Genomic DNA, 26,343 nt, shown 5'->3' with positions numbered 1-26,343 from the left:
ACCGGAGGCGTCGTCAGGCAATCAGGCGAGCGCTTATGCGCGCTTCATCTTGCCGTCCTTGTCGGCGAACGGGAAGCCGAGGTGCGTCAGCAGGGCGCGACCCTCGTCGTCGTTCGTGGCGGTGGTCACGAGCGTGATGTCCATGCCGCGGACTCGATCGATCTTGTCGATGTCGATCTCGTAGAACATGGTCTGCTCGGACAGGCCGAAGGTGTAGTTGCCGTTGCCGTCGAACTGCTTGTCGTTGAGGCCGCGGAAGTCGCGGATACGCGGCAGCGCCACGGTCAGCAGACGGTCCAGGAACTCCCACATGCGGTCGCCACGGAGGGTGACCTTCGCACCGATCGGCATACCTTCACGGAGCTTGAAGTTCGCGATGGACTTCTTCGCGCGACGCAGCTGCGGCTTCTGGCCGGTGATCGCGGTGAGGTCCTCGAGCGCGCCGTTGATCACCTTGGAGTCGCGGGCAGCGTCGCCCACACCCATGTTCACAACAATCTTGGTCAGACCCGGGATCTGCATGACGTTCTCGTAGGAGAACTCGTCGTTGAGCTTGGTGCGGATCTCGTCCTGGTAACGCGTCTTCAGGCGGGGGGTGTACTGAGTTGCTTCAGTCATCTTAGATGTCCTTCCCGTTCGACTTGGCCACGCGGACCTTCTTGCCGTCCTCGTCGAAGCGGTAGCCGACGCGGGTCGGCTTGCCATCGGAATCCAGGATCATCACGTTGGACACGTGGATCGGGGCTTCCTGGGTGACAATGCCGCCGGACTCGGCGCCGCGCTCGTTGTAGGAGTTAGCGACGTGCTTCTTCACACGGTTCACACCCTCGACCAGGACCTTTTCACGCTTCGGGTACGCCTCGATGACGCGGCCCTGAGCGCCCTTGTCCTTGCCGGCGATGACCTGAACCATGTCGCCCTTCTTGATCTTCATAGGTTAGATCACCTCCGGTGCGAGAGACACGATCTTCATGAAGCGCTTGTCGCGCAGCTCACGGGCAACCGGGCCGAAGATGCGGGTGCCGCGCGGCTCGGTGTCGTTCTTGATGATGACGGCGGCGTTCTCGTCGAAGGAAATGTAGGAGCCGTCCGGACGACGGGTCTCCTTCTTCGCGCGGACGATGACGGCCTTGACGACCTCACCCTCCTTGACGTTGCCGCCCGGGGCGGCTTCCTTCACGGTGGCGACGATCGTGTCGCCGATGCCGGCGAAGCGTCGAACAGAACCGCCGAGAACGTTGATGCACAGAATCTCGCGTGCACCAGTGTTGTCGGCGACCTTCAGACGCGATTCTTGCTGAATCACAGTTGGTCTCCTGACCTGGAACAATGTGCGCCAGATTCCCGTCCTGAACGCACGTGGTCAATGCTTGCGGTGCCTATTGCTTATCGACGAACCTCGCACGCCCGTTCCTCGCGCACGAGGACGGGCAAAACGCGGTCGAAGGGTCTCGGATGCTCAGCTCGGAAACGCGCGTCGCACCCGACCAGCGCTAGACAACTGGAGTATTCAACCACGAGCTGGGCCGATCCCCAAATCGCCACCGGGCCTTAAAGGGATTACTATTGTCCCCGTGAGCTTCCACGATTCGGCCCTCCGGTCCATCCAGAACAAACTCGACCTGTTCGACTTCGAGCCTCCCCGATTCGCCGTCCGCGCCATGCTCGCCGGCGTCTACTTGGGCATCATGACCGCGTTCGCCTCGGCCACCGCAACGCTGCTCGAGCCCGTCGCGGCCGGATGGGGCAAGTACGCCTTTGGCATGATCTTCGCGTGCACCCTCTACATCATTGTGGTGTTGCAGGCTGAGCTGGCCACAGGGGACATGCTGTTCATGACGTACGGCAGCCTCCACGGGAAAAATACCGTGGTGAAGGGCATTTTCGTCGTGCTCATCGTGACGTTCTTCAACTTTTTCGGCGCCGTATTTATCTCGTGGCTCATCTCAAACACGACGATCGGCGCAAGCATCGCGCCTGGCGACTTCTTGGAGAACCTCATGGAGGCCAAACTGGAGAAGTCCAACGGTGTGCTCTTTGTCGAGGCGATTTTGGCAAACATGGTGGTCTGCATCGCGTTCATGCTCACGGTGCAGGCCGGCAAGGACTACACGGCGAAGTTGCTGAGCGTGATCCTCATCGTGCCTGCGTTCGCCACGATGAGCTACGAGCACTCCATCGCCAACTTCATTCTGACCGCCCTCTCAGGCTTCACGCTTGGCCCGGAGCACATCGAGGGCTTCACGTTCCTCAACGTCCTGCGCAACTGGAGCATCGTGTGGCTGGGCAACTTCGTCGGCGGCGGGTTGATCATGGGCGGCCTCTACGGGTGGCTCAACATGACCAACACCAACTACAAGGACTAACCGCCCCGGCAGGGGGTAACTCTGCCAAGATGAGACGGGTGAATACCCAGACTTCCGACGTCCTCGAGGCCGTGCGTGGCGTGCGCGACGCCGTCGCTTCCACAGCACTGCCTCCCGACGCCGCTTCCGAGGCCCACGCGATTGTCAATCAGCTGGACGACTACATCCTGCCGCGCTTGGCCAACCTGGACGCTCCCCTGCTGGCTGTTCTCGGCGGCTCCACCGGCTCCGGGAAATCCACGCTTGTCAACGCGTTGCTTCGCGAGCGAGTGTCCAACCCGGGCGTGATCCGCCCAACCACCCGCCAGCCGGTGCTGGTAGCTCACCCGGACGACGCGGACTGGTTCAACTCCCCGCAGGTCCTGCCGGGCCTTGCCCGCTCCCACGGCGCGGGCGACGAGCACTCCACCACCCTGCGCATCGTCAGCACGCCCCGCATCCCGGAGGGCCTGGCGCTTCTCGACGCCCCGGACTTCGACTCCATCGACGACCAGAACCGCGCCTTGGCATCCCAGCTGCTTGCAGCGTCGGACCTGTGGATCTTTGTCACCACCCCGGCCCGTTACGCCGACCAGCGGGTATGGGACTTCCTCAACGACGCCGCCGGGCGCGGCATCGAGGTCGTGGTGGTGCTCAATCGCCTGGATGACAAGGCCGCGAAGACGGTGCCCGACGACCTGCGCCGGATGATGGACGAGGCCGGTTTGTCGAAGGCGACAGTCTTTACCGTGCCCTTCGTCGCCGACCTCGGCGGCGAAAAGGACGGGGATTTCCTCACCGAGGAGTTAGTGGCACCCCTGCGCAACTACTTGACCTCGCTTGCGGAAGACACTGCCGCCCGGCGCGAAGTGGCCGGCAAGACCGTCGCCGGAGCGGTGGGATCTGCCCTGCAGCGGGTTGATGCCCTGGTGGCGCTGCGCGAGCGGCAGGAAGATTTTGCCAGCCAGCTCGACGACGCCGTCGACGAGCTATACGCCGCAGCGAACCGCCACGTCATCAAATCCACGTCCGACGGCAAGCTGTTGCGCTCCGAGGTGATGGACCGCTGGCAAGACGTCATCGGCACCTCCGACGTGTTCCGCGGTTTCGAGCGCTGGTTCAGCCAGGCGGTTGACAAGGTGGGCAGTTTCTTCACCGGCCAGCCGGCGCCGCTGCGCGAGGTGGAGACGGAGATCGAGACGGGCCTGCACGCCGTGATCGTGGATGCGGCGGAAAGCGCTGCCGGCCGCGCCTGGTCGCACATTGGCGCCGTGGCCCCGGAGCTGCGCGCAAATGCCGACCCTTCGCTCGCGCGCGCCAGTGCGGGCATCTCCGCGCAGGCCTCCCAGCTCGTGCGCGACTGGCAGGAGACCATGGTGCAGCGCATCCAGGACACCGCGGGCGACAAGCGCCAGCGCGCCCGCGTCATGTCCTTCGGCCTCAACGTGGTCACTGTCGCGCTGATGCTCGCGGTCTTCGCCTCCACCGCGGGCATCACCGGCGGCGAGGTCGCCATCGCGGGCGGTTCGGCGGTGGTGGGCCAGAAGCTGTTGGAAACCATTTTCGGCGAGGACACCGTGCGTCGCATGGTGGCGGATGCCCGCGAGGACCTCAACCGGCGCCTCGGCGACCTCTTCGAGGCCGAGCGCGACCGCTACCGCGCGCTGACCGGACCGTTGCTCGAGGGTGCGACTGCCGACGAGCTTCGCACGGCATCCGAATCGGCAAAGCGGGCCACCGACGCCCGGCTCCTCGGCATCGCGCACACACCCGCGGAAACCACCCAGCTCCCAGCGCCACGGGAGGACGTCGCGGAAAGCTTCGAGCACGGCACACTGCGCGGCCTCTTCGACCAATTACGTGGCACCTTTGGCAAGGGTGATGCTGGTGTTTAGAAAGACATCGGGTCTCGGCGAGCGCTTGGCGGCCTTGGACGAGGCCGCGCAGATTGGCGCCCCCTACCTCTCCCCCACCCACCGCGGGGATCTGCAGCGGGTGGCCCAGGCGGGTGCGCAGCGGCGGGCGTTGTCGGGCGAGCACACCGTCGTCGGGTTCTTCGGCGCGACCGGCTCCGGCAAGACCTCCCTGTTCAATGCCGTCGTGGGCGAAGATCTGGGCAAAGCGGCTGCGCGCCGCCCGACGACGTCGTCTCCCCTGGCGGCGGTCTGGGAACCAGAGGGGTCCGAAGAGCTGCTGGACTGGCTCGGCGTGGAGGATCGCCGGGTGCGCCAGGGGGAGTTCGCCCGCGGCGCCGGCCCCCTGATCCTGCTGGACCTGCCGGACTTCGACTCGGTGGAAGCCTCCAACCGCGCTATCGCGGAGCGCTTGGCCGGCCAGGTGGACGTGCTGGTGTGGGTGTCTGACCCTGAGAAATACGCGGATTCCGTCATCCACGACGAGTTCATCCGCCCGCACGCGAACCACTCGGCGGTCACACTTGCGGTGCTGAATAAATCCGACTTGCTCGCCGCGCGCGACATCGACACGGTCGCGAGTTCTTACGCCGGGCTCTTGCGTGACGACGGGTTGTCTAACGTCCGGGTCGTCCCCACGTCCACGCTGACCGGCGCAGGCGTCGAGGATCTGCGGGGGGCCATCGCGCGGGTGGCGAAGGCCCACACTGCCCAGACCGAACGCATTGAGGCGGACATCCGCTCGGTGGCCCAGGGGTATGCCGGAGCGCGGGGTGCCGGAGGCGTCGCTAAGCACGCAAAGCGCGACTTGGACGCTGTGCTGGCGCAGGCGGCCGGCGCGGACCGCATCGCGGCAACCACCGCCGCGGCGTACCGCAAGCGGCTGCGCGAGCGCACCGGCTGGCTGCTCACGTCCTGGATCACCCGCTTCAAACCCGACCCGCTGCGCCGGCTGGGCCTGCGCGAGGCACCCGACGAGCTGGGCGTGCACCGCTCCTCCATGCCGGAGCTGGACGCCGCGTCCAAGGCCGTGGCCAACCGCGGTGTGCGCGACTACGCCGCTGCCGTGTCTGACGGGCTGCCGCAGGAGTGGGCCGCCGCGGTTGCCGACCGCGCCGAGGACGTCTCCGACAGCCTGCCCGCCGAATTGGACCGCGCGGTGGCGCGTACGACGCTGCCTGCGGAGCCGTCCAAAGGCTGGGGGCTGTTGACGGTGCTCCAGTGGCTGGCGCTGCTCGCCGCGCTCGTGGGCGTGCTGTGGTACCTCGCTGTAGCGTTCCTGCCCGGGGTGCTTACGCCGCTGCTCGGCGGCGACTTGGTGCCCGACGTGGAGGGTTGGCCGATTCCGACGCTGCTGATCATGGCGGGTGTCCTCACCGGCCTACTCATCGGTCTCGTCTCCGCGGCGTTCGGCGGCGTGCTCGGCTCCGGTGTGAAGCGGCGCACGCGCTCCGCGGTGCAGAAGCAGGTTGCAGCGGTGTCCCAAACCGCGGTTGCGGAGCCGCTTCTAGCCATCCGGGAAGACTACTCCCGCTTCGCCGAGCAGATCGCCGTGGCGGTGGGCAAGTAGGTACCGTCGGGGGCATGGCACGCATCCCGAGAGTTTTGTCCATCGCTGGCACTGACCCCACAGGCGGCGCCGGTATCCAGGCCGACCTGAAATCCATCGCCGCCGCCGGCGGGTACGGCATGTGCGTGGTCACAGCGCTCGTGGCCCAGAACACCCAGGGCGTGCGCGAGATCCACACGCCCCCGCAGGCATTTCTGCGGTCGCAGCTGGATGCCGTCTTTGACGACGTCGAGGTGGACGCCGTAAAAATCGGCATGCTCGGCGACGCGGAGACCACCACAACGGTCGCCGACTACCTCACCGCCCACCCCGTGCCGCTGGTAGTGGTGGATCCGGTCATGGTGGCGACCTCAGGCGACCGGCTGATCACCTCAGACGCGGAGCAAGCGCTGCGCCGGCTCGTGCGCGACCACGCCACCGTGGTCACCCCGAACATCCCCGAGCTGGCGGTGCTCACCGGCCAGCCCGAACCAGATTCGTTCGAAGCCGCCGTGGCCTTGGGGCGCGACTACGCCCGTGAGGCCGACGTCAACGTGCTGGTCAAAGGCGGGCACTTGGACGGGGACCGCGCCTCCAACGCCCTGGTCGCCCCTGATGGCGCCACCCACGTGGCGGACGTGCCGCGCGTGGCAACCACAAACACCCACGGCACCGGCTGCTCGCTGTCCTCGGCGCTGGCGACCCGCATGGCGCTTGGCGACGCCAACTCCGCCGTCACCTGGGCCTCCGATTGGCTGCACGAAGCCATTGCCCACGCCGACGAGCTGCACGTGGGCCAGGGTCACGGGCCGGTGCACCACTTCCACCGCCTCTACCGGCTCGCGGGCGGGGTGTAAGTCCTACCTGGGACCGGCAACGGTAGACCCCGCAACCTCCGCGCGCTCCCTTAGCTTCACCGCAAGCTGGGCGTCGTCGGCGGCCACGGCGCCTGACAGCAACTCGGTCGCGCGCTGAAACGCCGACGAGACGACGTCCTCGCGTACTTTCGCACCGGGCATCCAACGGGCCGGTCGAGGCGATCAACGGGAGGCTGGAACACCTACGCGGGAGCGCGCTGGGGTTTTGAAACCTCAACCACTACATCTTGCGGTCGCTACTGCACTCGGGCGGGCTCCGGAAACTCGTCAACCCAGACGGGTACGCCGTCTTTGGCACCCTGCCCCTGCCCCTAGAGCCGGGCTCGCTGCGGTACGCCGAGGCAGCCCGCGCCAGCGCACAAGCTGGGGTAGCTTCCGGCCCGCCGCCCTCGGATCTGCTAGCTCACCCGCCGTGCTCCCCGCGCGCAACTAGCAGATGGCGCAGTTACCGACAATGGGTGTCGATATCACCTGCGAAAACAGAAACCTAGACATGTGATCTGCTAGTGCCGCCCCGCAGGCAACTAGCAGATCACGGGCTCGCCAGCACTACCAGCCCCGGGGCACTACTCCACCGTGACGGACTTGGCCAGGTTGCGCGGCTGGTCAACGTTCAGCCCGCGGGCTTCCGCAACCGCGCAGGCGAAGATCTGCAGCGGGATGGTGGACAACAGCGGTTGCATCAGCCCCGCGGACTCCGGGATGCGAATGATGTGGTCCGCGTACGCCTCCACATCCGTGTCGCCTTCTTCTGCGATCACGATAGTCACAGCGCCACGAGCGCGGACTTCCTGGATGTTGGAAACGACCTTCGCGTGCAGGTTGTTCCGCGAGCGCTTGGACGGCACGATGATGAACACCGGCTGGCCTTCCTCCACCAGCGCGATCGGGCCGTGCTTCAGCTCGCCGGCGGCGAAGCCCTCGGAGTGCAGGTACGCCACTTCCTTGAGCTTCAGCGCGCCCTCGAGCGCGACCGGGAAGCCCACGTGGCGGCCAAGGAACAGCACGGACTTCGCGTCCGCCATCTCCTGGCCGAGCTGCTTGACCTGTCCCTCGTTGTCCAGCACGCGCTGGATTTTGTCCGGCATCTGCTGCAGCTCGTCCACGATCTGGCGGATCTCGTCGGCGTACTTGTTGCCGCGCACCTGCGCCAAGTACAGGGCGAGCAAGTAGGCGGCCACGATCTGGGAGATAAACGCCTTGGTCGACGCCACCGCGATCTCGGGGCCCGCGTACGTGTACAGCGACGCGTCGGCCTCGCGCGGGATGGACGATCCGACGGTGTTGCAGATGGCGATCACCTTTGCGCCCTGCTCCCGGGCGTGGCGCACGGCCATGAGCGTGTCCATGGTCTCGCCGGACTGGGATACGGCCACGACGAGAGTGTGCTCGTTGACAATCGGGTCGCGGTAGCGGAACTCGTGCGCGAGCTCGACCTCGGTCGGGATCCGGCACCAGTGCTCGATGGCGTAGCGGGCAACCTGACCTGCGTAGGACGCCGTTCCGCAGGCGACGATGATGATTTTGTTGATGGAGCGAAGCAGCGATTCGTCGATACGCAGCTCGTCCAGTGTGAGCTTGCCCTCCTCGTCGAAGCGGCCGTAGAGGGTGTCGCGCACCGCGGCCGGCTGGTCGTGGATCTCTTTTTCCATGAAGGAGTTGTAGCCGCCCTTCTCAGCGGCGGTGACGTCCCACTCCACCGTGAACGGCTTGCCCTGCGCCGGGTTGCCCTCGAAATCGCAGACCTCGTAGCCGTCGGCGGTGAGGGTGACAATCTGGCCGTTGTCCATCTCCACTGCGTCGCGGGTAAATTCGATAAATCCGGCGACGTCGGAGCCAAGGAAGTTCTCGCCTTCGCCCACGCCGATGACCAGCGGGGAGTTCCAGCGCGCGGCGACAATGCGGTCCGGGTGGTCCGCGTGGATGGCCAGCAGCGTAAACGCGCCCTCCAGGCGCTGCGCTGTCAGCTGCATCGCGCGGGTGAGGTCGCCCTCAGCTTCCTTGTCGTAGATGTCGAGCAGCAGCATGCCTGCGACCTCAGTGTCGGTCTCGGAGGCGAAGGTGTAGCCCTTATCGACGAGCTCCGCCTTCAAACCCGCAAAGTTCTCGATGATCCCGTTGTGGACCACCGCGAGCCGGCCGCCGCCGACGACGTGCGGGTGGGCGTTGACGTCGGTCGGCCCGCCGTGCGTGGCCCAACGAGTGTGGCCGATGCCGAGGTTGGACGACGGAATGGGGTTGTCCGCGATGAGCGCCTCCAGGTCGGCGACCTTGCCTGCCTTCTTCCGGCACTCGATCACGCCGTTGTTAGCTACGGCCACGCCAGCCGAGTCGTAGCCGCGGTACTCGAGGCGGCGCAGACCCTCGATGATCACATTCTCAGCGTCGCGCTCGGCGGCTCCGGCGCTCACGTATCCAACGATTCCACACATGGGGGGAATCCTACCTTCGCCCCTCTTACTGCGAAAAGTGAAGAAGACGACGCCCCGCCTGCAACCCGGTCGCGGGATGGAAGCGGGGCGTGGAATGGCCGGTTGGGGGTTACACAGTCTCCATGCCGATCTTCTGCCCGTCGGTTCGGAAGACCTGCGCCACCGCCGGCCGCGGCAGGGAGTTGCCGCCGTCCGGCCAGTGCGAACCCGGGTTCTCAAAGGTTGCATCGTCGGCCTCACCCGGGTGTTGGACGTTGACCATGACAAGGTCGTCCGTCACGATCGGGCCACAGGTCTCCGCCGCAACCGGCACAGTGAGGAAGCACAGCACCTGGCCGCGGTTCTCCCCTTCCAGGCCGACGGCGTAGAGGCCGTCGTTGGAGCCCAGCGCGTTGCCGTCGGTGGAGATCCACAGGTTGCCGTGGGAGTCGAATGCGAGATTGTCCGGGCACGAGATCGGGGAAACCTGGTCCGCAGGGAAGCCACTGAAGTACGACGACGCCGCTTTCGGGTCGCCGCAGACGAGCAGGAGGTTCCAGGTGAAGTCGGTGCCCGCGTAGTCGTCCTCGATCTCCATGACCAGGCCGTTCTTATTCTCGCGGATCGGTGCGTACTCGGTGACGTCCTCCTGGCTCTTGTCGGCGTTTTCGCCGGTGGCGCCACGGTACTTGTTGTTGGTCAGTGCCACGTAGAGCTTCCCGTTGACCGGGTTGACCTGGAAGTCCTCCGGACGGTCCATCTTGGTGGCGCCGGCCTCGTCCGCCGCCAGGCGGGTGTAGATGGCGACCTCCTCGCCTGTGAAGCCGTCAACGTGGGACTCGGCGGTGCCGTCAGCGTGCGCGGTCAGCAGCGGGATCCAGGTGCCCGTGCCGTCGAAATCGCCGTCTTGCGGCAGATCGCCGTCGCCGGTGATCTCACCCTCCGGGGAGTTGCCCTCTAGGTTGGCAACGTACAGGGTGCCCTCGTCCAGGATTGTCATGTTGTGCTCGATGTCGCCCTCCTTGACCTTCTTGGACGAGACGAACTTATAGATGTACTCGAAACGGGAATCGTCGCCGGAGTAGCACACCACGGTGCCGTCCTCGGTGACGTGCACGTTGCCCGCCTCGTGCTTGAAGCGGCCCAGGGCCGTGTGCTTGACCGGGATAGAGTCCGGGTCATACGGGTTAATCTCAACCAGGTAGCCGAAGCGGTTGAACTCGTTCGGTTCTTTCGCCAGGTCGAAGCGGTCGTGCAAGCGCTCCCACTTGCGCTCGGAAGCCTCCTCCGAAACGCCGAACCGCTTGACATCTGCAGCCGGGCGCTCGCCGGTAACCGCGGCGGCGTTTGCCCAGTACTGGTCGATGTTCTCCTCGCCAGAAAGGAAGGTGCCCCACGGGGTCACACCGCCCGAGCAGTTGTTGAAGGTGCCGAGCACCGTGGTACCGGTCGGGTCAGCGGAGGTCTTCAGCAGGTCGTGACCTGCCGCAGGGCCCACAATCTTGAACTCGGTCTCACCGGTGATACGGCGGTTCAGCGGCCCGAACTCGCGTGTGAGCTCGCCGGTGTTCTCATCGCGGGACACCTCGAGGATCGTGTGGCCGTGGCTCATGATGCCAATGTTGATCTCCTCGTCCGTCGGGTTCTCCGGGTCGTAGTTCGGCAGCATCTGCGGCTCGGTGGAGTACTCGTGGGAGCACACGTACACCATGCGGTTCTGATCCGTCGGGTGCTCCATGAGGCCCGCGAAGTCGTTGTTGAAGCCGAACTGGCGCGCGGCAGCCGCAGCGGTCTGGTTGTTCGGGTCGAACTCCGGCGCGTCCTCGTAGACCGGGTCGCCCCAGGCGATCAGCACGGAGGTTTCGTAGCCCGCGGGGACGACAACTTCGTCCTTCTCGTTCGGTTGCACGCTCTCGAAGCGCATGCCCTTTGCCGGGGTGATCTTCGCCGTAGCGGCTTCGGTGACGGAGCTGGTGGAGGTCGCCGTCGCGGTCTCGGTCTGTGCGGCGTTGTCGTCCACACCGCACGCTGCCAGGAAAGCGCTGCCGCCGAGGGTGACGGTGCCGGCACCGAAAGCCTTCAGCACACCGCGGCGGGACATGATGTCGCCAAAGTACGGGTTGTTGGACTCGTTGGTGCACTCGCCCGCGCAGGCGTTGCCGCACTTGTAGGTGCAGGTCAGGCCGGATCGCTTGGACTGGAACAGAAGGTTGACACCCTTCAGAGGCATGGAAACTCCCCAGGAAACGTATACAAAAATTGCTCCAGCCAATGTAGGGCCCGCCAGTGAATAAACGGCCACATCCAGGTGAACAGTTGTCAAATTTCACTGCCCAGAACGCGAAAGTACCCGCCCAACACAGGTTGGACGGGTACGTCGTCGAGAAGCTAAGCGCTTTTAGCGTGCCTTCTCAAGGATGTCGACGAGACGGAAGTGCTTGTCCTTGGACAGCGGACGGGTCTCCTCGATCAGGACGAGGTCGCCAATACCGGCGGTGTTGTCCTCGTCGTGTGCCTTCACGCGGGTGGTGGTACGCACGATCTTGCCGTAGAGGGCGTGGGACTTGCGGTCCTCGACCTCAACGACGATCGTCTTGTCCATCTTATCGGACACGACGTAGCCACGACGACGCTTCTGCACTGCCTTGACCTTGGTGTTCTCAGTCACGTTTGCCTCACTCATGGTTATGCCTCAGCTCCCGTGGACTCCGGGACGACGGACAGGCCAAGCTCGCGCTCGCGCAGCACCGTGTAGATGCGCGCGATGTCGCGCTTCACGGTGGAGATGCGGCGGTTGTTGGTGAGCTGGCCGGTCGCGAGCTGGAAGCGCAGGTTGAACAGCTCTTCCTTCGCGTCGGACAGGCGGGTGCGCAGCTCGTCGTCGCCGAGCTCGCGGAACTCAGATGCAGGGGTACCGGTTGCCATTAGAACTGGTCCTCCTTCTTGATCACGCGGACCTTGCAGGGCAGCTTCGCGCCAGCGCGGCGCAGCGCCTCGAGTGCAACGTCTTCGCTCGGGTAGGACATTTCGAACAGGATGCGGCCAGGCTTGACGTTGGCCACCCACTTCTCCACCGGGCCCTTACCGGAACCCATACGCACGCCGAGCGGCTTCTGGGTCAGCGGACGGTCCGGGAAGATGTTGATCCACACCTTGCCGCCGCGCTTGACGTGGCGGTTGATGGCGATACGAGCGGACTCGATCTGGCGGTTGGTGATGTAAGCCGGCTCGAGCGCCTGCAGGCCGTAGTCGCCGAAGGTGATGGTGTTGCCACCCTTGGACACGCCCGTGCGGTTCGGACGGTGCTGGCGGCGGTACTTCACGCGCTTAGGGATGAGCATGTATTAGCCCTCCTTCTTCTGCTCTGCACGCTGACGGCGCTGGCCGCCGCGGCGCGGACGACGGTCACGGTCGCCACGGCCACCGCGCTCGTTCTTCGGAGCGTTCAGCTCGGACTCGCGGACACCGCCCACGACGTCGCCCTTGTAGATCCACACCTTGACGCCAATGACGCCGAAGGTGGTGTGTGCTTCTGCCGTGCCGTAGTCGATCTCAGCGCGCAGGGTGTGCAGCGGGACACGACCCTCGTGGTAGCGCTCGACACGGGACATTTCCGCGCCGCCGAGGCGGCCGGACGTCATAACCTTGATGCCCTTGACCTGGGGGTTGCGCATCGCGGACTGGATGGCCTTACGCATGGCGCGACGGAACGCGACACGGTTGACCAGCTGCTCGGCGATGGACTGCGCAACCAGGGTTGCGTCGGCATCGATGTTCTTGACCTCGATGATGTTCAGCGCGACCATCTTGCCGGTGAGCTTCTCCAGCTCACGGCGGATGCGGTCGGCCTCGGCGCCGCGGCGGCCGATGACGATGCCCGGGCGCGCGGTGTGGATGTCCACACGAACGCGGTCGCGGGTGCGCTCGATGACGATGTCGGAGACGCCGGCGCGCTCAAGGTTCTTCTCGAGCCACTCGCGGATCCGGATGTCCTCGGCGACGTAATCGGCGTAGTTCTTGTCGGCGTACCAGTGGGACTTCCAGTCGGAAGTGATACCCAGGCGCAGGCCGTGCGGGTGAATCTTCTGGCCCATTACTTGGCCCCTTCCTTGGACTCGACAACAACGGTGATGTGGGAGGTGCGCTTCCGGATCTGGAATGCGCGGCCCTGGGCGCGCGGCTGGTAGCGGCGCATGGTCGGGCCCTCGTTGGCGTAGCACTCGGAGATGACGAGCGTGCGCGGGTCCAGGCCGAAGTTGTTCTCAGCGTTCGCTGCTGCGGAGGCGATGACCTTCGCAACGTCCTTGGCTGCGCCCTGCGGTGCGTACTTCAGGGTCGCGAGGGCCTCGGCAACGTCCTTGCCACGGACGAGAGCCAGCACGCGGCGGGCCTTCATCGGCGAGACGCGGACAAACTTGGCCGTCGCAGATGCAGTGGTGATGGTGTCAGCCATTGCTTATCGACGTCCCTTCTGTTCTTTGACGTGACCCTTGAAGGTCTTGGTCGGTGCAAACTCGCCGAGCTTGTGGCCGACCATGGACTCATCGATGAACACCGGCACGTGCTTACGGCCGTCGTGGACGGCGAAGGTGTGGCCGATGAAATCGGGGAGAATGGTCGAACGGCGCGACCAGGTCTTGATGACCTGCTTGGTGCCAGCCTCGTTCTGAGCGTCCACCTTGTTGAGGAGGTGCTCGTCGACGAACGGGCCTTTCTTCAGGCTGCGTGGCATGTCTGTTTACCTCCTCTTAGCGCTTCTTCGAGCGGCGGCGCCGCACGATCATGTTGTTGGAATAACGGTTCGGGTTGCGGGTGCGGCCTTCCTTCTGGCCCCACGGCGACACCGGGTGGCGGCCACCCGAGGTCTTGCCTTCACCACCACCGTGCGGGTGATCGACCGGGTTCATAACCACACCACGCACGGTCGGGCGCCAGCCCTTCCAGCGCATGCGGCCGGCCTTACCCCAGCGGATGTTGATCTGGTCGGCGTTGCCGACCTCGCCGACGGTTGCCCGGCAACGGATGTCCACGCGACGGATTTCGGAAGACGGCATACGCAGCACGGCGTAGTTGCCCTCCTTACCCAGCAGCTGGATGGACGTACCGGCAGAGCGAGCCAGCTTTGCGCCAGCGCCCGGCTTGAGCTCCACAGCGTGGATGGTCGTACCGGTCGGGATGTTGCGCAGCGGCAGGTTGTTGCCCACCTTGATGTCGGCGTTCGCGCCAGCCTCGACGATGGTGCCCTGCTTCAGCCCCTTCGGCGCGATGATGTAACGCTTTTCGCCGTCGAAGTAGTGCAGGAGCGCGATGTTCGCGGTGCGGTTCGGGTCGTACTCGATGTGAGCGACCTTAGCCAGCACGCCGTCCTTGTCGGAGCGGCGGAAGTCAATGACGCGGTAACGGCGCTTGTGGCCGCCGCCGCGGTGACGGGTAGTGATGTGGCCGTGAGAGTTACGGCCGCCCTTCTTCGGGAGCGGGCGCAGCAGCGTCTTCTCCGGGGTCGAACGAGTGATCTCGTCGAACGCGGAAACGGAGCTGGCACGGCGACCCGGAGTTGTCGGCTTGTACTTACGAATAGCCATAGTTGTTCCTTTTCTATCGTCCTCTTCGCTGTGCGATAGCCGTTAGGCCGTCGCACCCCCGAAGATGTCGATGGAGTCGCTGCCCTCGCGGAGAGTGACGTAGGCGCGCTTGGTGTTCTTGCGCTGGCCGTAGCCGGTGCGGGAGCGCTTGCGCTTGCCCTCGCGGTTAGCGGTGTTCACCGAAGCGACGTCGACGCCGAAGATCTCTTCCACGGCAATCTTGATCTGGGTCTTGTTGGCCGACGGATCCACAAAGAACGTGTAGGTGTTCTGCTCCATCAGGCCGTAGCTCTTCTCGGAGAGCACGGGCGCGATGATGATGTCGCGCGGGTTCGCGATCTTAGCCATTTACTTCTCCTCCTCAGCCGTCGCTGCTGCGCCGGCAGCTGCAGCCACGACATTGCCGCGGTTGATGAAGGTGTGCAGCGCCTCAACCGAGAACACGACATCGTCTGCGTTCAGCACGTCGTACGCGTTCAGCTGGGTCGGCTCAATGACATGGACGCCCGGCAGGTTCCTTGCGGAAAGGCGGGAGTTCTGGTCATCACGGCCGATCACCAGCAGAACCGACTTGCGGTCCGTGAGGCGCTCGATGAATGCGCGCGCAGACTTGGTCGACGGGGTCTGGCCCGGAACCAGGTCCTCCACGACGTGGATGCGCTCGTTCTGTGCACGGTTGGTCAGGGCGCCGGCGAGGGCAGCCTTGATCATCTTCTTCGGGGTGCGCTGCGCGTAGGAGCGCGGCTGCGGGCCGTGCACAGTGCCACCGCCGGTGTAGTGCGGTGCGCGGATGGAGCCCTGGCGGGCACGGCCGGTGCCCTTCTGGCGGAACGGCTTCTTGCCGCCGCCAGACACCATGCCGCGGGTCTTCGTTGCGTGGGTGCCCTGGCGTGCTGCAGCAAGCTGTGCGTTCACAACCTGGTGCATCAGCGCCACGGACGCCTCGCGGTCGAAGTACTCGGCCGGGAGCTCGACGGAGCCCTTGGTGGCCCCGTCAGCGGTGTGGACGTCAAGCGTCAGGTTCGTCATGCGTGAGCACCGCCCTTCACTGCGGTCTTGACGGTAACAACGGAACCCTTGGCACCCGGGATGGCGCCCTTGATCAGGATGAGGTTGTTGTCGCCGTCGATGCGTTGGATCTTCAGGTTCTGGGTGGTAACGCGGTTACCGCCCATGCGACCTGCCATGCGGGTGCCCTTGAACACGCGGCCCGGGGTCGCGCAGGCGCCGATGGAGCCGACGCGGCGGTGCGACGCCTGGTTACCGTGTGCGGCACCCTGGCCGGCGAAGCCGTGGCGCTTCATGGCGCCGGCGTAGCCGTGGCCCTTTGTGGTGCCGGCGACATCCACATAGGTGTCGCCCTCGAAGATGGTCGCGTTGAACTCCTGGCCCAGCTCGTAGCCAGAGGTGTCCTCCATGCGGATCTCTGCCACGTAGCGGCGCGGGTTCACGCCGGCCTTCTTGAAGTGGCCGGCCTGCGGCTTGTTCGCCTTACGGGGATCGGTGTCGCCGTAAGCGATCTGGATGGCGGAGTAGCCATCGGTCTCAGGGGTGCGGATCTGGGTGACAACGCACGGCCCAGCCTCGACGACGGTAACCGGAATCACGCGGTTGTCCTCGTCGAAGATCTGGGTCATGCCGAGCTTCTTGCCCAGAATGCCCTTGATCGGGTTGTCAGACATGTGTTAGTTCTCCACTACTTACGTTGGGGATTGCTCTACTGGATGTTCACGTCGACGCTGGCCGGCAGGTCGATGCGCATGAGCGCGTCCACCGTCTTGGGCGTCGGGTCGAGAATGTCGATGAGGCGCTTGTGCGTGCGCATCTCGAAGTGCTCGCGAGAATCCTTGTACTTGTGGGGAGAACGAATAACGGCGTACACGTTCTTTTCGGTGGGCAACGGCACCGGGCCGACGACGCGGGCACCCGTGCGGGTGACCGTCTCGACGATCTTCTTCGCGGATGCGTCGATCGCCTCGTGGTCGTAGGCCTTGAGCCTGATGCGGATCTTCTGTCCCGCCACGCTTACCTCTTCCTCGCATCCCCACGTTCGATCGTTCACTCCGTTCACAATCGAACGGAAAAGAGAGCCGAATCGAAGCGGTGGGGTTTGTAGCTTCTAGTTTCTCTATAACGTTGTCCGGGCTGGGCCCTTGGCTCAACGCCAGTGTCGTTTCTGACTGCCATGACACGTCCGGAAGATGACCGAGCAAATTGCATGCTGCCGTTCAGTGCTTCCGCCAGGGCGCGCTCGTCGATAAGCGATCGCCCGGGTGTCAGACTCGGAAGGGTGCGTGACCCTTGCGTACTGCCGCTGTGAATTTGCCATGGCCCTTCTCCGGTTCTTCCAGTGGAAGGTGTCATGTTTGCCCGGCCACCGGCCGGATGCGCTCCGGCCCATGTCAAGGCAACCCGAGTATTAAAGCACATGGTAGCGCCGAGCACAAGCCTGCTTCTCGACGAACCTTCGGCGCCCACCACCCCCCCGCACGCTTGACCGTCACAACTTGATATCACCTTTATCTCTCTCCCCGCTGCGCCGCAGGGATGTGTGTAACCTCGGACGTGAGACCGTGCGTGTTCCGTTTCACAGACGGGCGCGGACGGGCCGGTATGCAATTCGCCTCTGAAAGGACCATCATGGCCGACAACAACGCCACCACCCCGAACACCCAGTCCGCTACTTCCACCGCCGTCGAGCCTGAGACGGCGCGGCCGCGCAACGAGAACCTGGAGACCGACCACGGCTCCACCGTCATCGACGACAACGTTGTGGGCAAGATTGCCGGCATCGCCGCGCGGGAGGTCTCCGGCGTGAACAACCTGGGCGGCGGCGCGGCCCGCATGTGGGGTGCCGTGCGCGAGTCCCTGACGTCCTCCACCAACGTGCAGCAGGGTGTGAACGTGGCGGTGGAGGACGGCCACGCTTCCGTCGCCGTCGCCATCATCGCCGAGTACGGCGTGGCGATCCACGAGCTTGCGAACGCAATCCGCGAGAACGTCACCGTCGCCATCACCCGCATGACCGGCCTCATCGTGGACCGCGTGGACGTCACCGTGCACGACGTGCACCTGCCGGAGCAGGAAGGCGCCACCGAGCAGTACGACGAGACCAACGCCAACTACCAGGCTGTGAACCAGCCGATCACCCAGTAAGCCATGGCGTACACCCCCGTGAGCCGCGAGGTAGCGGAGGGCGTCCGCGATGCCGCCATCAACGTCGACGGGGTCGCCGCCTTGCACGGTGGCCGTGTCGGCGAGATCGCGACATACCTGCCAGGCACCCGGATCGAGGGCGTCAAAGCCATCTCACGCGAGGGTCGGAACGGATTTGAGGTCCACTTCACCTTCGATGTCGCCTCGGGCCGGCGGGTGCAGGACGTGGCCCAAGATGTGCGCTCCGCGGTGCTCGATGCGTCCGAGGCCGAATTCGTGGACGTTGTCGCTGGCGACGCGCAATAGCGACCCCTGCGGTCCTGTTTCTCGCTCCAACCTCACAGACCGAAAACGTGGTTTTAACATGAATCTTCTCTCCAACAAGGCACTGACGGGCATCATCATCGGCGCCGTCCTCGCCTTCTTTGTCACTTTCGGCGGATGGCCGGGATTGCTCTGGCTTCTGCTGTTCACCATCATCGGCGGGGTTGTCGGTGCCCAGCTCGATGGCCGCCTTGATCTCTCCGCCGCGTTGGGTAACGGCACCGGCAGAGGCCGAAGCTAATGGATACGTCCTTCTACCACGTCAGTGAGCGCACGATCGAGCGTGTCGCTGAGGTGGCTGCTGCGGCGGTGCCAGGTTGCCGGACTATCGACGCCAAGCTGGCCGGGCTGGCCGGACGCAGTTTCCCGCGTGTCCACGCCCGCCTTGACCAGGCAGCTGGAACCGTCGCGGTCGACACCGAAATTGCGGCATCGTACCCCGCGCCTGTTGCCGCGATCACCGACGCGGTTCGCGCCGCCATCATCGCGCACATTCGGACGTTGGTGGGTCTCGATGTCTCCCGTGTGAACGTCACAGTCGCCAACGTCGAGTCTCTCCCCGCCAATGAGCGCGTGACGTGGGACGAGGTTACGCAGCACGAGGCGTTTGTCATCGCCACGCCCATCGAGGTTTCCCCGACCCAGGTAGAGCACCCGGTGACGCAACCGGCGCAGCCACTGGCCGATATTGAGGTGCACTCGCTGGTGGACGACATGCGCGGGGTCGTCGTTCCCGCACCAGTGGAAATCACGCACCCGCAGCGGCCGGATCCCGTCCGCCCCAGTGGCGTAGAGACCCCGGAGCCGGTGCACCCGTACCCACCTACAGTGCCGGCGCCCCAGCGGCTTGCAGCCATTGTCACCTACCCGACCGAGGCGCGTGTGCCGTTCCCGCCGGAGCCGATCCGCCCGTGGTCGCCCGAGGTGAACGATACGGTGCCGAGCCACCCCACGCTTCCGCCTCTCCAGCCACTGAAGCCGGTAGTGGTGGAGCGCCTTGGGCGACCGCGTGCTGTCTCGTTGCCTTGGCGCGCCCCGCTCAAAGAGATCACCGTACGCCGCCAGCCGCTGAAGCCCATCGTGGTGGAACGGGTGGCCCGTGCGCCGATCGCTTCGGCCCCCGCACCGCAGCCGGTGGTAGTGCCCACGGCACCGGCACCGAAGCCGCTCAAGCAGATCACAATCCAACCGGTGGTGAAGTACTATGACCGCACCCGCTAACACCGAGCCAGCGACTTCTGACCACGGCGCCAACGTCGGGCCGCACCCCGGCGCCGAGCCGCGGGGCAACCCGGCTGCCCGGTGGCTCGCAGTGCTGACCAGCTTGCTGCTCCTTGGGCTCTCCGGCGTCGCCGCGCGAGACCTCTGGTACCACTTCTACGGCGACGAGCGCATCGCCGACTCGTGGCTCGGACAAACGTGGGACTTCCTCGGCTCGTTCACCGCCGATGCCGCGGCTGCGACCGCGGGCATCGCGCTCACACTCCTCGGACTCCTGCTGGTGTTCTCCGCCTTCAAGCCGCGGCCGCACGGGTTCATCCGCGTCAATTCGCCGGTATCCATGTGGACGCGGCCAGTCGACATCGCGCGCAAGGCCACCTACACCACACGCAACGACTTGGGAGGCGAGCAGGTCCGCACCAAGGCCACTCGCAAGAAGGTGAAGGCCGAGGTCGTCGACGACGGCTCAGGTCCCGCAATGCAGGAGCGTGTCACGCATTCGCTCAACACCGAGTTCCGGGCGTTGGACGCACCGCCCACCGTTTCGGTGAAGCTGCTGCCCAAGCCCGCCAACGATCAACCGCCACAGCGCACGACGGTGCCGACAACGCAGGAGGTGTCCCGATGACCAAAACGCTGAGTTTCTTCGACCGCCTCATCGTGTTCCTGCTCGGACTGTCGCTTATCGCGGCAGGTCTAATCCCAATTGCTGAGTACTGGGACATCCCCTACCTCAGCGACGCCGCCGGGTACATCGACCGGGCCCGCCTGACCGATGTAGCAGACGGGAACGCTTACGTCACTGCGCTTATCGTCGGAGCCGTCGTATCGGCGATCCTCGGCCTGTGGGTGCTCTTGGCAAACATCCGGTCCCGCGCATTTTCCAACCGCGGTATCGTGTCGGCGGACCCCGAGCACGGTGAAACCGTGGTCAACGTCCAGCGTGTCGCGGAAGCCGCCTGCACGACGCTGGAGCACACCGACGAGATCCGCCGTGCGACATCCAAGGTGGCGATGGTGCGCAAGCGACCGACGGCGACGTTCACCGTTGTTGCGAACCCGGACTACCCGCTCGAGGAGGCTGTGCGGGTCCTCGAGGCCGCCGACCAAGACTTCCGCATGGCCAACCACACCATGGACATCGACACGGTCTGGAAACTCCAGCTCGACCGCGTGACCGCCTAGCCCTCGAGCAACAGCACCCGCACGACCAGCCCCAGCGAAACCGGCTCGCCGCCGCCCGCTGGGGCTATTTGCATGTCCGCCCCCGGTTCGCACCGCAGAATCTCTGCCCAGGCGACTCGCTCGGTGGACACCTCCCGCCCGTCCACGCGCCAGATGCGGATCGCCTGCCCCACCACCGCCCGGGCGCCGTCGTCAAACTGCACGAGCCACCGGCGCGCGCCCACCTCCGTCTGCTCCCTGCGTATCGACGCCTCCGGTTCCCCCAATCGCGTGACCAGAGACACGACACCAAGGCGATGCTCTACGCCATCCGCGTCGGCGACCACCAACGGCAGGCCCGGGCCCGTCTTCCGCATCTCCGACCAGCGCCACACGGCAGGCATGCGTTCGGGGTCAGCGCCGCTGCGGACGACGATGAAGCCGTTGGCGATCGTCACTAAGTGAGGCGGCGCTGCCGTGGTGATGGTGTGGGGGCCGGAGGTGGCGTCGATAAGCGAGGGGTGCTCGCGCTCGATCGCGGCAAGCAGCGCGACGGCTTCATCGTCGGTCGTCCCCCACCGCAGACCGCGGTTCTGCAGCACGCCGATCAGCCGGCCGAGCGAGAGATCCGGCTGGCCTTCCCATGTGCGCTCCAAGGCACGGACGATGCTGGGGATTCGGGTCGGGTCGTGCACGCCAACGAGCCTAGCCCATGCGAAAAGCCGCCCTCCCCTACGGGGAAGACGGCTTTTACGTCAGCTGGTTGTTACAGCAAGTCCGGGATTAGTCCAGGATCTTGGTAACGCGGCCAGCGCCGACGGTGCGGGAGCCCTCGCGGATAGCGAAGCGCAGGCCCTCGTCCATGGCGACCGGCTGGATCAGCTCGACGGTCATCTCGACGTTGTCGCCCGGCATGACCATCTCGGTGCCCTCCGGCAGCTTCACAACACCGGTCACGTCGGTGGTGCGGAAGTAGAACTGCGGACGGTAGTTGTCGAAGAACGGGGTGTGGCGGCCGCCCTCGTCCTTGGACAGGACGTAGACGGAACCCTCGAACTTGGAGTGCGGGGTGTAAGCGCCCGGTGCGATGATGACCTGGCCACGCTCGACGTCCTCGCGCTTCAGACCACGGAGCAGCAGAGCGGCGTTGTCGCCGGCCTCAGCGGTGTCGAGAAGCTTGTTGAACATCTCGATGGAGGTGACGGTGGTCTTCTGGGACTTCTCACGGATACCGATGATCTCGACCTCGTCGTTGAGGTTGAGCACGCCGCGCTCCACACGACCGGTCACCACGGTGCCGCGGCCGGAAATGGTGAAGATGTCCTCGATCGGCATCAGGAACGGCTTGTCGGTCTCGCGCTCCGGATCCGGGATGGAATCGTCGCAAGCCTGCATGAGGTCCAGCACAGACTGAACCCACTTCTCCTCGCCCTCAAGAGCCTTCAGAGCGGAGATGTGAACGATCGGAGCGTCCTCGTCGTAGTCCTGCTCAGCCAGCAGCTCGCGGACCTCCATCTCGACGAGCTCGATGATCTCCTCGTCGTCGACCATGTCGCACTTGTTCAGCGCAACGAGGATGTACGGAACGCCAACCTGGCGAGCCAGCAGCACGTGCTCGCGGGTCTGCGGCATCGGGCCGTCGGTAGCAGCAACCACCAGGATCGCGCCGTCCATCTGAGCAGCACCGGTGATCATGTTCTTGATGTAGTCGGCGTGGCCCGGGGCGTCCACGTGAGCGTAGTGGCGCTTCGGGGTGTTGTACTCCACGTGGGAGATGTTGATGGTAATGCCGCGCTCGCGCTCCTCCGGAGCCTTATCGATGGCGTCGAAGGCGAATGCCTTGTTCTCCTCCGGGTACGCGTCAGCCAGCACCTTGGTGATAGCAGCGGTGGTGGTGGTCTTGCCGTGGTCGACGTGACCGATGGTACCGATGTTCACGTGCGGCTTAGTGCGCTCGAACTTTTCCTTAGACAAGGTGTGTCCTCCTGGACGTCAGGTGGCTACGGTCTTCGCAACCACGTCGATTTACATACGCCCCGGCCTGTGCCCCGCACAGGGCACGGAAACGGGAGCCATTTCACAATGTGCCAGTTACAAGATCCTAGGTATTCAGCGGCCGTTTTTCAAACCGGCCACGCCGTTTCCCCCGGATCGACCTAGAGGGTAACGGCCGGCTCAGACACCGCGTCCAACTCGCGGTTCCTCAGCGCGGCCGCTGCCCTCCGGTTCCCGCCACAAGCACGGGCCGTGCCGCTGGCACGCGGCACGTTCCGCTAGGCGGGAGGGCGGCGGCTACTTGTTGCCGTTGCGCTCGTCGATGATCTCCTGCGCGACGCTCTGCGGAACCTCAGCGTAGGAGTCGAACACCATGGTGAAGTTCGCGCGGCCAGCGGTCGAGGAACGCAGGTCGCCGATGTAGCCGAACATCTCGGACAGCGGCACCTTCGCACGGACAACCTTTGCGCCGGAGCGGTCCTCCATGGCGTACACCTGGCCACGGCGGGAGCTGATGTCGCCGTTGACGGTACCCATGTACTCCTCCGGGGTCACGACCTCGACGGCCATGACCGGCTCGAGCAGCACCGGCTTTGCCTTGGCCACAGCTTCCTTCAGCACCTGGGAGCCGGCGACCTTGAACGCCATCTCCGAGGAGTCGACGTCGTGGTAGGCGCCGTCCTCGAGGGTGGCCTTGATGTTCACCAGCGGGTAGCCGGCAAGGAAGCCGTACTGCATCGCGTCCTGGATACCAGCGTCCACAGACGGGATGTACTCCTTCGGCACGCGGCCACCGGTGACGGCGTTCTCGAAGGCGTAGGACGCGGACTGGCCCTCTTCGAGCTCCTCCGGATCCGGGTTGTACGGCTCGATGGTGACGATGACCTTTGCGAACTGGCCGGAACCACCGGTCTGCTTCTTGTGGGTGTAGTCCAGGGACTCGACCTTCTTGCGGATGGTCTCACGGTATGCCACCTGCGGAGAGCCAATGTTCGCCTCGACCTTGAACTCGCGCTTCATGCGGTCCACCAGGACGTCGAGGTGCAGCTCGCCCATGCCGCCGATGACGGTCTGGCCGGTCTCATCGTCGAGCTGGACGGTGAAGGTCGGGTCCTCCTCAGCGAGCTTCTGGATAGCGGTACCCAGCTTCTCCTGGTCAGCCTTGGTCTTCGGCTCGATAGCCACCTGGATCACCGGATCCGGGAAGTCCATGGACTCCAGGATGATCGGGTGGTCCGGGTTGCACAGCGTGTCACCCGTGGTGGTTTCCTTCAGGCCAATGAACGCGTAGATGTTGCCGGCGTCGGCGTGCTCGACCGGGTTCTCCTTGTTCGCGTGCATCTGGAAGAGCTTGCCCACGCGCTCCTTCTTGGACTTCGTGGAGTTGAGCATCTGCTCGCCCGGGATGGCCTGGCCGGAGTACACGCGCACGTAAGTGAGCTTGCCGAAGAACGGGTGCACGGCGATCTTGAACGCCAGCGCGGAGAACGGCTCGTCCACAGACGGCTTACGCGTCAGCTCGTCGTCGCCGTCAACGGAGGTACCGTGGACCTCGCCGATGTCCAGCGGGCTCGGCAGGTAGTCAACGACAGCGTCCAGCAGCGGCTCGACGCCCTTGTTGCGGTATGCGGTACCGCAGAACACGGGGTAGATCTCGGAGTTGACCGTCATCTTGCGGATGGCAGCCTTGATCTCTTCCTTCGTCAGCTCCTCGCCGCCGAAGTACTTCTCCATGAGTTCTTCGTCAGACTCGGCGACGGCCTCGAGCAGCTTCTCGCGGTACTCCTCAGCCTTCTCCTGCAGATCCGCCGGGATCTCCTGGATCTGCGGCGGGGTGCCGGTCTCGACCTTGCCCGGCCACATGAGCGCCTTCATGTCGATGAGGTCGACGACGCCGTCGAAGTCGTCCTCAGCGCCGATCGGCAGCTGCATAACCAACGGCTTTGCGCCGAGGCGGTCGACGATGGTGCCGACGGTGTAGTAGAAGTCAGCGCCCAGCTTGTCCATCTTGTTGACGAAGCAGATGCGCGGAACGTCATACTTGGCGGCCTGGCGCCACACCTGCTCGGACTGCGGCTCGACGCCCTCCTTGCCGTCGAACACGGCAACAGCGCCATCGAGCACGCGCAGGGAGCGCTCCACCTCAACGGTGAAGTCCACGTGACCCGGGGTGTCGATGATGTTGATCTGGTTGTTGTTCCAGAAGCAGGTCACGGCAGCGGAGGTAATGGTGATGCCGCGCTCCTTTTCCTGCTCCATCCAGTCGGTGGTCGCACCGCCGTCGTGGGTCTCTCCGACCTTGCGGTTGATACCCGTGTAGAAGAGGATGCGCTCGGTCGTGGTGGTCTTACCAGCATCGATGTGGGCCATGATGCCGATGTTGCGGACCTTTGCAAGGTCCTTAAGCACTTCTTGTGCCACGTTGATTACCCCAACTTATGTGTCGTCGACGCCGCGAGGCGCCGTTGTCGGTCAGTTGTCCTTTGTCAATTTTGCCACTACATCGCCGATGCGGCAGCGTGAGGTTCGACTCAGCAAAAACCCGGAAACGCACGTGCTCGCCTCGAAAGGAAGCGGGTATGCAGTTTCCGGGTCCACTTGCGTCGCCGTCCTCCAGCGATTACCAGCGGTAGTGAGCGAAGGCGCGGTTGGCCTCGGCCATCTTGTGGGTGTCCTCGCGGCGCTTCACGGACGCGCCGAGACCGTTGGACGCATCCAGGATCTCGTTGGCAAGGCGCTCCATCATGGAGTTCTCACGACGCTGACGGGTGAACGTGACCATCCAACGCAGCGCGAGGGTGGTGGAGCGAGCCGGCTTCACGTCGACCGGGACCTGGTAGGTCGCGCCACCAACGCGGCGGGAACGAACCTCGAGGTCCGGGCGGATGTTGCCGATCGCCTTCTCCAGGGTGCCCACCGGGTCGGTGCCGGTCTTCTCGCGGCACTGCTCGAGCGCGCCGTAAACAATGCGCTCTGCCGTGGACTTCTTGCCGTCCTGCAGGATCTTGTTCACCAGCATGGTGACCAGTTCGGAGTTGTAAACCGGATCCTTGACGACGGGACGCTTCGGTGCTTGCTGCTTACGCATTGGTTACTTATCCCTTCTTCGCGCCGTAACGGGAACGTGCCTGCTTGCGGTCCTTCACACCCTGGGTATCCAGCGCGCCGCGGATGATCTTGTAGCGCACACCCGGCAGGTCCTTCACGCGGCCGCCGCGCACGAGCACCATGGAGTGCTCCTGCAGGTTGTGGCCCTCGCCCGGAATGTAGGCAGAGACCTCGATGCCGGAGGTCAGGCGAACACGCGCGACCTTACGAAGCGCAGAGTTCGGCTTCTTCGGGGTGGTGGTGTACACACGGGTGCACACGCCACGGCGCTGCGGGGAACCCTTCAGCGCAGCAGTCGCCACCTTCGTGCTCTTGTCGTGACGGCCCTTGCGGACCAGCTGCTGAATAGTAGGCATTCACGCCCTTTCTGTTCGTTCGCGCCACGGGCAAAACACCGCCAGCCATACATGCGAAAATAGGGGCTCTTTCGGGGCCCTACCGTTCCTGTACGATCTGCCGACGCTATCCCGAAGGCGCGTGGAGTCCTACGTTTCCCAACCCCGACGTTCGAGGCGGAATCATTCAGTCAAACTACCTGTTCCAGGTCCGGAATTGCAAATCATGGTATTGACCGGGCTTCTGCTCGTGGTCCGCGTTACCAGCAGGCTCTCGCCTCGCGCCCACCTCCGAACGGGTGTCTCCTTTCGTCCCGCAGCCACGATGCGTAACGACTTTCGTACACACCTGCCCTTTAGTG

The 26,343-nt window shown here is 64.8% G+C and carries 30 protein-coding genes and 2 pseudogenes; 11 read left to right on the top strand and 21 right to left on the bottom strand.

The annotated features are described in order from the left end of the window. Positions 1 to 33: 33 nt before the first annotated feature. From rplE to rplN, 3 genes are read right to left on the bottom strand one after another with little or no spacing between them, the layout of a single operon-like run. Positions 34 to 618, bottom strand: coding sequence for a 50S ribosomal protein L5 (gene rplE / locus CUREI_RS01615; protein ID WP_038609667.1), 585 nt, complete (start codon positions 616 to 618; stop codon positions 34 to 36). 1 nt (position 619) lies between these two features. Further along, a complete protein-coding gene (gene rplX / locus CUREI_RS01610; protein ID WP_038609664.1) occupies positions 620 to 934 on the bottom strand; it encodes a 50S ribosomal protein L24 in 315 nt (104 codons plus the stop codon). Between the two features lie 3 nt (positions 935 to 937). Beyond that, on the bottom strand, positions 938 to 1,306 hold the full coding sequence (gene rplN, locus CUREI_RS01605; protein ID WP_038609661.1) for a 50S ribosomal protein L14: 369 nt from the start codon (positions 1,304 to 1,306) through the stop codon (positions 938 to 940). 268 nt (positions 1,307 to 1,574) lie between these two features. Between rplN and CUREI_RS01600 the strand changes: the two genes are divergently transcribed. From CUREI_RS01600 to CUREI_RS12165, 5 genes and pseudogenes are all read left to right on the top strand, one after another. Next, complete coding sequence (locus CUREI_RS01600; protein ID WP_038609658.1) at positions 1,575 to 2,366, top strand: formate/nitrite transporter family protein; 792 nt, start codon at positions 1,575 to 1,577, stop codon at positions 2,364 to 2,366. Between the two features lie 38 nt (positions 2,367 to 2,404). After that, positions 2,405 to 4,240, top strand: coding sequence for a GTPase (locus CUREI_RS01595; protein WP_236627239.1), 1,836 nt, complete (start codon positions 2,405 to 2,407; stop codon positions 4,238 to 4,240). Further along, entirely contained in the window at positions 4,233 to 5,828 is a 1,596-nt protein-coding gene (locus CUREI_RS01590) for a GTPase (RefSeq protein WP_038613677.1), read from the top strand. The genes CUREI_RS01595 and CUREI_RS01590 overlap by 8 nt, the downstream gene beginning before the upstream one ends. 14 nt (positions 5,829 to 5,842) lie before the next feature. After that, positions 5,843 to 6,652, top strand: a pseudogene (thiD, locus tag CUREI_RS01585) (bifunctional hydroxymethylpyrimidine kinase/phosphomethylpyrimidine kinase); the annotation flags it as partial. A 114-nt stretch (positions 6,653 to 6,766) separates the two neighbouring features. Continuing rightward, a pseudogene (locus CUREI_RS12165) lies at positions 6,767 to 6,960 on the top strand (transposase); the annotation flags it as partial. A gap of 291 nt (positions 6,961 to 7,251) precedes the next feature. Here the strand turns inward: CUREI_RS12165 and glmS are convergent. The 13 genes from glmS to rpsJ form a co-directional block, all read right to left on the bottom strand. Further along, entirely contained in the window at positions 7,252 to 9,117 is a 1,866-nt protein-coding gene (gene glmS / locus CUREI_RS01580; protein WP_038609649.1) for a glutamine--fructose-6-phosphate transaminase (isomerizing), read from the bottom strand. A gap of 109 nt (positions 9,118 to 9,226) precedes the next feature. Continuing rightward, entirely contained in the window at positions 9,227 to 11,326 is a 2,100-nt protein-coding gene (locus tag CUREI_RS01575) for a PhoX family protein (RefSeq protein WP_038609646.1), read from the bottom strand. Between the two features lie 168 nt (positions 11,327 to 11,494). Further along, a complete protein-coding gene (rpsQ, locus tag CUREI_RS01570) occupies positions 11,495 to 11,779 on the bottom strand; it encodes a 30S ribosomal protein S17 (RefSeq protein ID WP_038609643.1) in 285 nt (94 codons plus the stop codon). 2 nt (positions 11,780 to 11,781) lie between these two features. Further along, positions 11,782 to 12,021, bottom strand: coding sequence for a 50S ribosomal protein L29 (gene rpmC, locus CUREI_RS01565; RefSeq protein ID WP_038609640.1), 240 nt, complete (start codon positions 12,019 to 12,021; stop codon positions 11,782 to 11,784). Then, the gene (gene rplP, locus CUREI_RS01560; protein ID WP_038609637.1) at positions 12,021 to 12,437 is read right to left on the bottom strand and encodes a 50S ribosomal protein L16; all 417 of its coding nucleotides are present in this window, start codon (positions 12,435 to 12,437) and stop codon (positions 12,021 to 12,023) included. Before rplP ends, rpmC begins: the two co-directional genes overlap by 1 nt. 3 nt (positions 12,438 to 12,440) lie before the next feature. Further along, positions 12,441 to 13,190: a 30S ribosomal protein S3 gene (rpsC, locus tag CUREI_RS01555; RefSeq protein WP_038609634.1), complete on the bottom strand. Its 750-nt coding sequence runs from the start codon at positions 13,188 to 13,190 to the stop codon at positions 12,441 to 12,443. After that, positions 13,190 to 13,549: a 50S ribosomal protein L22 gene (gene rplV / locus CUREI_RS01550; protein WP_038609631.1), complete on the bottom strand. Its 360-nt coding sequence runs from the start codon at positions 13,547 to 13,549 to the stop codon at positions 13,190 to 13,192. The genes rpsC and rplV overlap by 1 nt, the downstream gene beginning before the upstream one ends. Before the next feature lie 3 nt (positions 13,550 to 13,552). Beyond that, entirely contained in the window at positions 13,553 to 13,828 is a 276-nt protein-coding gene (rpsS, locus tag CUREI_RS01545) for a 30S ribosomal protein S19 (RefSeq protein ID WP_038609629.1), read from the bottom strand. Between the two features lie 16 nt (positions 13,829 to 13,844). After that, positions 13,845 to 14,678, bottom strand: a complete 834-nt coding sequence (rplB, locus tag CUREI_RS01540) for a 50S ribosomal protein L2 (RefSeq protein ID WP_038609627.1) — start codon at positions 14,676 to 14,678, stop codon at positions 13,845 to 13,847. A gap of 42 nt (positions 14,679 to 14,720) precedes the next feature. Next, complete coding sequence (gene rplW, locus CUREI_RS01535; RefSeq protein WP_038609625.1) at positions 14,721 to 15,026, bottom strand: 50S ribosomal protein L23; 306 nt, start codon at positions 15,024 to 15,026, stop codon at positions 14,721 to 14,723. Next, positions 15,027 to 15,707: a 50S ribosomal protein L4 gene (rplD, locus tag CUREI_RS01530; RefSeq protein WP_038609622.1), complete on the bottom strand. Its 681-nt coding sequence runs from the start codon at positions 15,705 to 15,707 to the stop codon at positions 15,027 to 15,029. It lies immediately after the preceding gene. After that, a complete protein-coding gene (gene rplC, locus CUREI_RS01525) occupies positions 15,704 to 16,360 on the bottom strand; it encodes a 50S ribosomal protein L3 (protein ID WP_038609619.1) in 657 nt (218 codons plus the stop codon). The genes rplD and rplC overlap by 4 nt, the downstream gene beginning before the upstream one ends. Before the next feature lie 35 nt (positions 16,361 to 16,395). Then, the gene (gene rpsJ / locus CUREI_RS01520; RefSeq protein WP_003848085.1) at positions 16,396 to 16,701 is read right to left on the bottom strand and encodes a 30S ribosomal protein S10; all 306 of its coding nucleotides are present in this window, start codon (positions 16,699 to 16,701) and stop codon (positions 16,396 to 16,398) included. A gap of 617 nt (positions 16,702 to 17,318) precedes the next feature. Between rpsJ and CUREI_RS01515 the strand changes: the two genes are divergently transcribed. Genes CUREI_RS01515 through CUREI_RS01490 form a run of 6 tightly spaced genes read left to right on the top strand, consistent with a single transcriptional unit; the run spans position 17,319 to position 20,564 of the window. Then, positions 17,319 to 17,834 (top strand): Asp23/Gls24 family envelope stress response protein, encoded by a 516-nt coding sequence (locus CUREI_RS01515; protein ID WP_051952123.1) that lies wholly within the window; start codon positions 17,319 to 17,321, stop codon positions 17,832 to 17,834. Positions 17,835 to 17,837: 3 nt separating this feature from the next. Then, the gene (locus CUREI_RS01510) at positions 17,838 to 18,140 is read left to right on the top strand and encodes a hypothetical protein (protein ID WP_038609617.1); all 303 of its coding nucleotides are present in this window, start codon (positions 17,838 to 17,840) and stop codon (positions 18,138 to 18,140) included. Between the two features lie 58 nt (positions 18,141 to 18,198). Beyond that, positions 18,199 to 18,399 carry a hypothetical protein gene (locus CUREI_RS01505; protein ID WP_038609613.1) on the top strand — a complete coding sequence of 67 codons (201 nt, stop codon included), beginning with the start codon at positions 18,199 to 18,201 and terminating at the stop codon, positions 18,397 to 18,399. Then, entirely contained in the window at positions 18,399 to 19,379 is a 981-nt protein-coding gene (locus CUREI_RS11505; protein WP_051952122.1) for an Asp23/Gls24 family envelope stress response protein, read from the top strand. Before CUREI_RS01505 ends, CUREI_RS11505 begins: the two co-directional genes overlap by 1 nt. After that, positions 19,363 to 20,007 carry a hypothetical protein gene (locus tag CUREI_RS01495; protein WP_051952121.1) on the top strand — a complete coding sequence of 215 codons (645 nt, stop codon included), beginning with the start codon at positions 19,363 to 19,365 and terminating at the stop codon, positions 20,005 to 20,007. Before CUREI_RS11505 ends, CUREI_RS01495 begins: the two co-directional genes overlap by 17 nt. Next, the gene (locus CUREI_RS01490; protein ID WP_038609610.1) at positions 20,004 to 20,564 is read left to right on the top strand and encodes an Asp23/Gls24 family envelope stress response protein; all 561 of its coding nucleotides are present in this window, start codon (positions 20,004 to 20,006) and stop codon (positions 20,562 to 20,564) included. The genes CUREI_RS01495 and CUREI_RS01490 overlap by 4 nt, the downstream gene beginning before the upstream one ends. Here CUREI_RS01490 and CUREI_RS01485 read toward each other — a convergent pair. From CUREI_RS01485 to rpsL, 5 genes are all read right to left on the bottom strand, one after another. Beyond that, on the bottom strand, positions 20,561 to 21,238 hold the full coding sequence (locus tag CUREI_RS01485) for a hypothetical protein (protein WP_038609607.1): 678 nt from the start codon (positions 21,236 to 21,238) through the stop codon (positions 20,561 to 20,563). The two genes, CUREI_RS01490 and CUREI_RS01485, sit on opposite strands and share 4 nt — an antisense overlap. A gap of 88 nt (positions 21,239 to 21,326) precedes the next feature. Then, positions 21,327 to 22,517 (bottom strand): elongation factor Tu, encoded by a 1,191-nt coding sequence (gene tuf, locus CUREI_RS01480; protein ID WP_038609604.1) that lies wholly within the window; start codon positions 22,515 to 22,517, stop codon positions 21,327 to 21,329. Positions 22,518 to 22,835: 318 nt separating this feature from the next. Continuing rightward, positions 22,836 to 24,959 carry an elongation factor G gene (fusA, locus tag CUREI_RS01475; RefSeq protein WP_038609601.1) on the bottom strand — a complete coding sequence of 708 codons (2,124 nt, stop codon included), beginning with the start codon at positions 24,957 to 24,959 and terminating at the stop codon, positions 22,836 to 22,838. Positions 24,960 to 25,158: 199 nt separating this feature from the next. Next, positions 25,159 to 25,626 (bottom strand): 30S ribosomal protein S7, encoded by a 468-nt coding sequence (gene rpsG / locus CUREI_RS01470; protein WP_038609598.1) that lies wholly within the window; start codon positions 25,624 to 25,626, stop codon positions 25,159 to 25,161. A gap of 7 nt (positions 25,627 to 25,633) precedes the next feature. Continuing rightward, complete coding sequence (gene rpsL / locus CUREI_RS01465; RefSeq protein ID WP_038609595.1) at positions 25,634 to 26,002, bottom strand: 30S ribosomal protein S12; 369 nt, start codon at positions 26,000 to 26,002, stop codon at positions 25,634 to 25,636. Positions 26,003 to 26,343 lie beyond the last annotated feature (341 nt).

The organism is Corynebacterium ureicelerivorans, assembly GCF_000747315.1.
Classification (GTDB): Bacteria; Actinomycetota; Actinomycetes; order Mycobacteriales; family Mycobacteriaceae; genus Corynebacterium; species Corynebacterium mucifaciens.
The sequence above is the reverse complement of the archived record's forward strand: the minus strand, read 5'-3'. Positions and strand labels throughout refer to the sequence as shown.

Bases quoted from the DNA above. Each gene is read 5' to 3' on its own strand.
- rplW (WP_038609625.1), bottom strand. From the start codon at position 15,026: ATGGCTAAGATCGCGAACCCGCGCGACATCATCATCGCGCCCGTGCTC.
- rpmC (WP_038609640.1), bottom strand. From the start codon at position 12,021: ATGGCAACCGGTACCCCTGCATCTGAGTTCCGCGAGCTCGGCGACGAC.
- rplE (WP_038609667.1), bottom strand. From the start codon at position 618: ATGACTGAAGCAACTCAGTACACCCCCCGCCTGAAGACGCGTTACCAG.
- CUREI_RS11505 (WP_051952122.1), top strand. From the start codon at position 18,399: ATGGATACGTCCTTCTACCACGTCAGTGAGCGCACGATCGAGCGTGTC.
- rpsL (WP_038609595.1), bottom strand. From the start codon at position 26,002: ATGCCTACTATTCAGCAGCTGGTCCGCAAGGGCCGTCACGACAAGAGC.
- rplB (WP_038609627.1), bottom strand. From the start codon at position 14,678: ATGGCTATTCGTAAGTACAAGCCGACAACTCCGGGTCGCCGTGCCAGC.
- rpsC (WP_038609634.1), bottom strand. From the start codon at position 13,190: ATGGGCCAGAAGATTCACCCGCACGGCCTGCGCCTGGGTATCACTTCC.
- rplP (WP_038609637.1), bottom strand. From the start codon at position 12,437: ATGCTCATCCCTAAGCGCGTGAAGTACCGCCGCCAGCACCGTCCGAAC.
- CUREI_RS01495 (WP_051952121.1), top strand. From the start codon at position 19,363: ATGACCGCACCCGCTAACACCGAGCCAGCGACTTCTGACCACGGCGCC.
- glmS (WP_038609649.1), bottom strand. From the start codon at position 9,117: ATGTGTGGAATCGTTGGATACGTGAGCGCCGGAGCCGCCGAGCGCGAC.
- rpsS (WP_038609629.1), bottom strand. From the start codon at position 13,828: ATGCCACGCAGCCTGAAGAAAGGCCCGTTCGTCGACGAGCACCTCCTC.
- CUREI_RS01510 (WP_038609617.1), top strand. From the start codon at position 17,838: ATGGCGTACACCCCCGTGAGCCGCGAGGTAGCGGAGGGCGTCCGCGAT.
- rplC (WP_038609619.1), bottom strand. From the start codon at position 16,360: ATGTCTGACAACCCGATCAAGGGCATTCTGGGCAAGAAGCTCGGCATG.
- CUREI_RS01490 (WP_038609610.1), top strand. From the start codon at position 20,004: ATGACCAAAACGCTGAGTTTCTTCGACCGCCTCATCGTGTTCCTGCTC.
- rpsG (WP_038609598.1), bottom strand. From the start codon at position 25,626: ATGCGTAAGCAGCAAGCACCGAAGCGTCCCGTCGTCAAGGATCCGGTT.
- CUREI_RS01515 (WP_051952123.1), top strand. From the start codon at position 17,319: ATGGCCGACAACAACGCCACCACCCCGAACACCCAGTCCGCTACTTCC.
- rplD (WP_038609622.1), bottom strand. From the start codon at position 15,707: ATGACGAACCTGACGCTTGACGTCCACACCGCTGACGGGGCCACCAAG.
- rplX (WP_038609664.1), bottom strand. From the start codon at position 934: ATGAAGATCAAGAAGGGCGACATGGTTCAGGTCATCGCCGGCAAGGAC.
- CUREI_RS01505 (WP_038609613.1), top strand. From the start codon at position 18,199: ATGAATCTTCTCTCCAACAAGGCACTGACGGGCATCATCATCGGCGCC.
- CUREI_RS01575 (WP_038609646.1), bottom strand. From the start codon at position 11,326: ATGCCTCTGAAGGGTGTCAACCTTCTGTTCCAGTCCAAGCGATCCGGC.
- rplV (WP_038609631.1), bottom strand. From the start codon at position 13,549: ATGGCTGACACCATCACCACTGCATCTGCGACGGCCAAGTTTGTCCGC.
- rpsQ (WP_038609643.1), bottom strand. From the start codon at position 11,779: ATGAGTGAGGCAAACGTGACTGAGAACACCAAGGTCAAGGCAGTGCAG.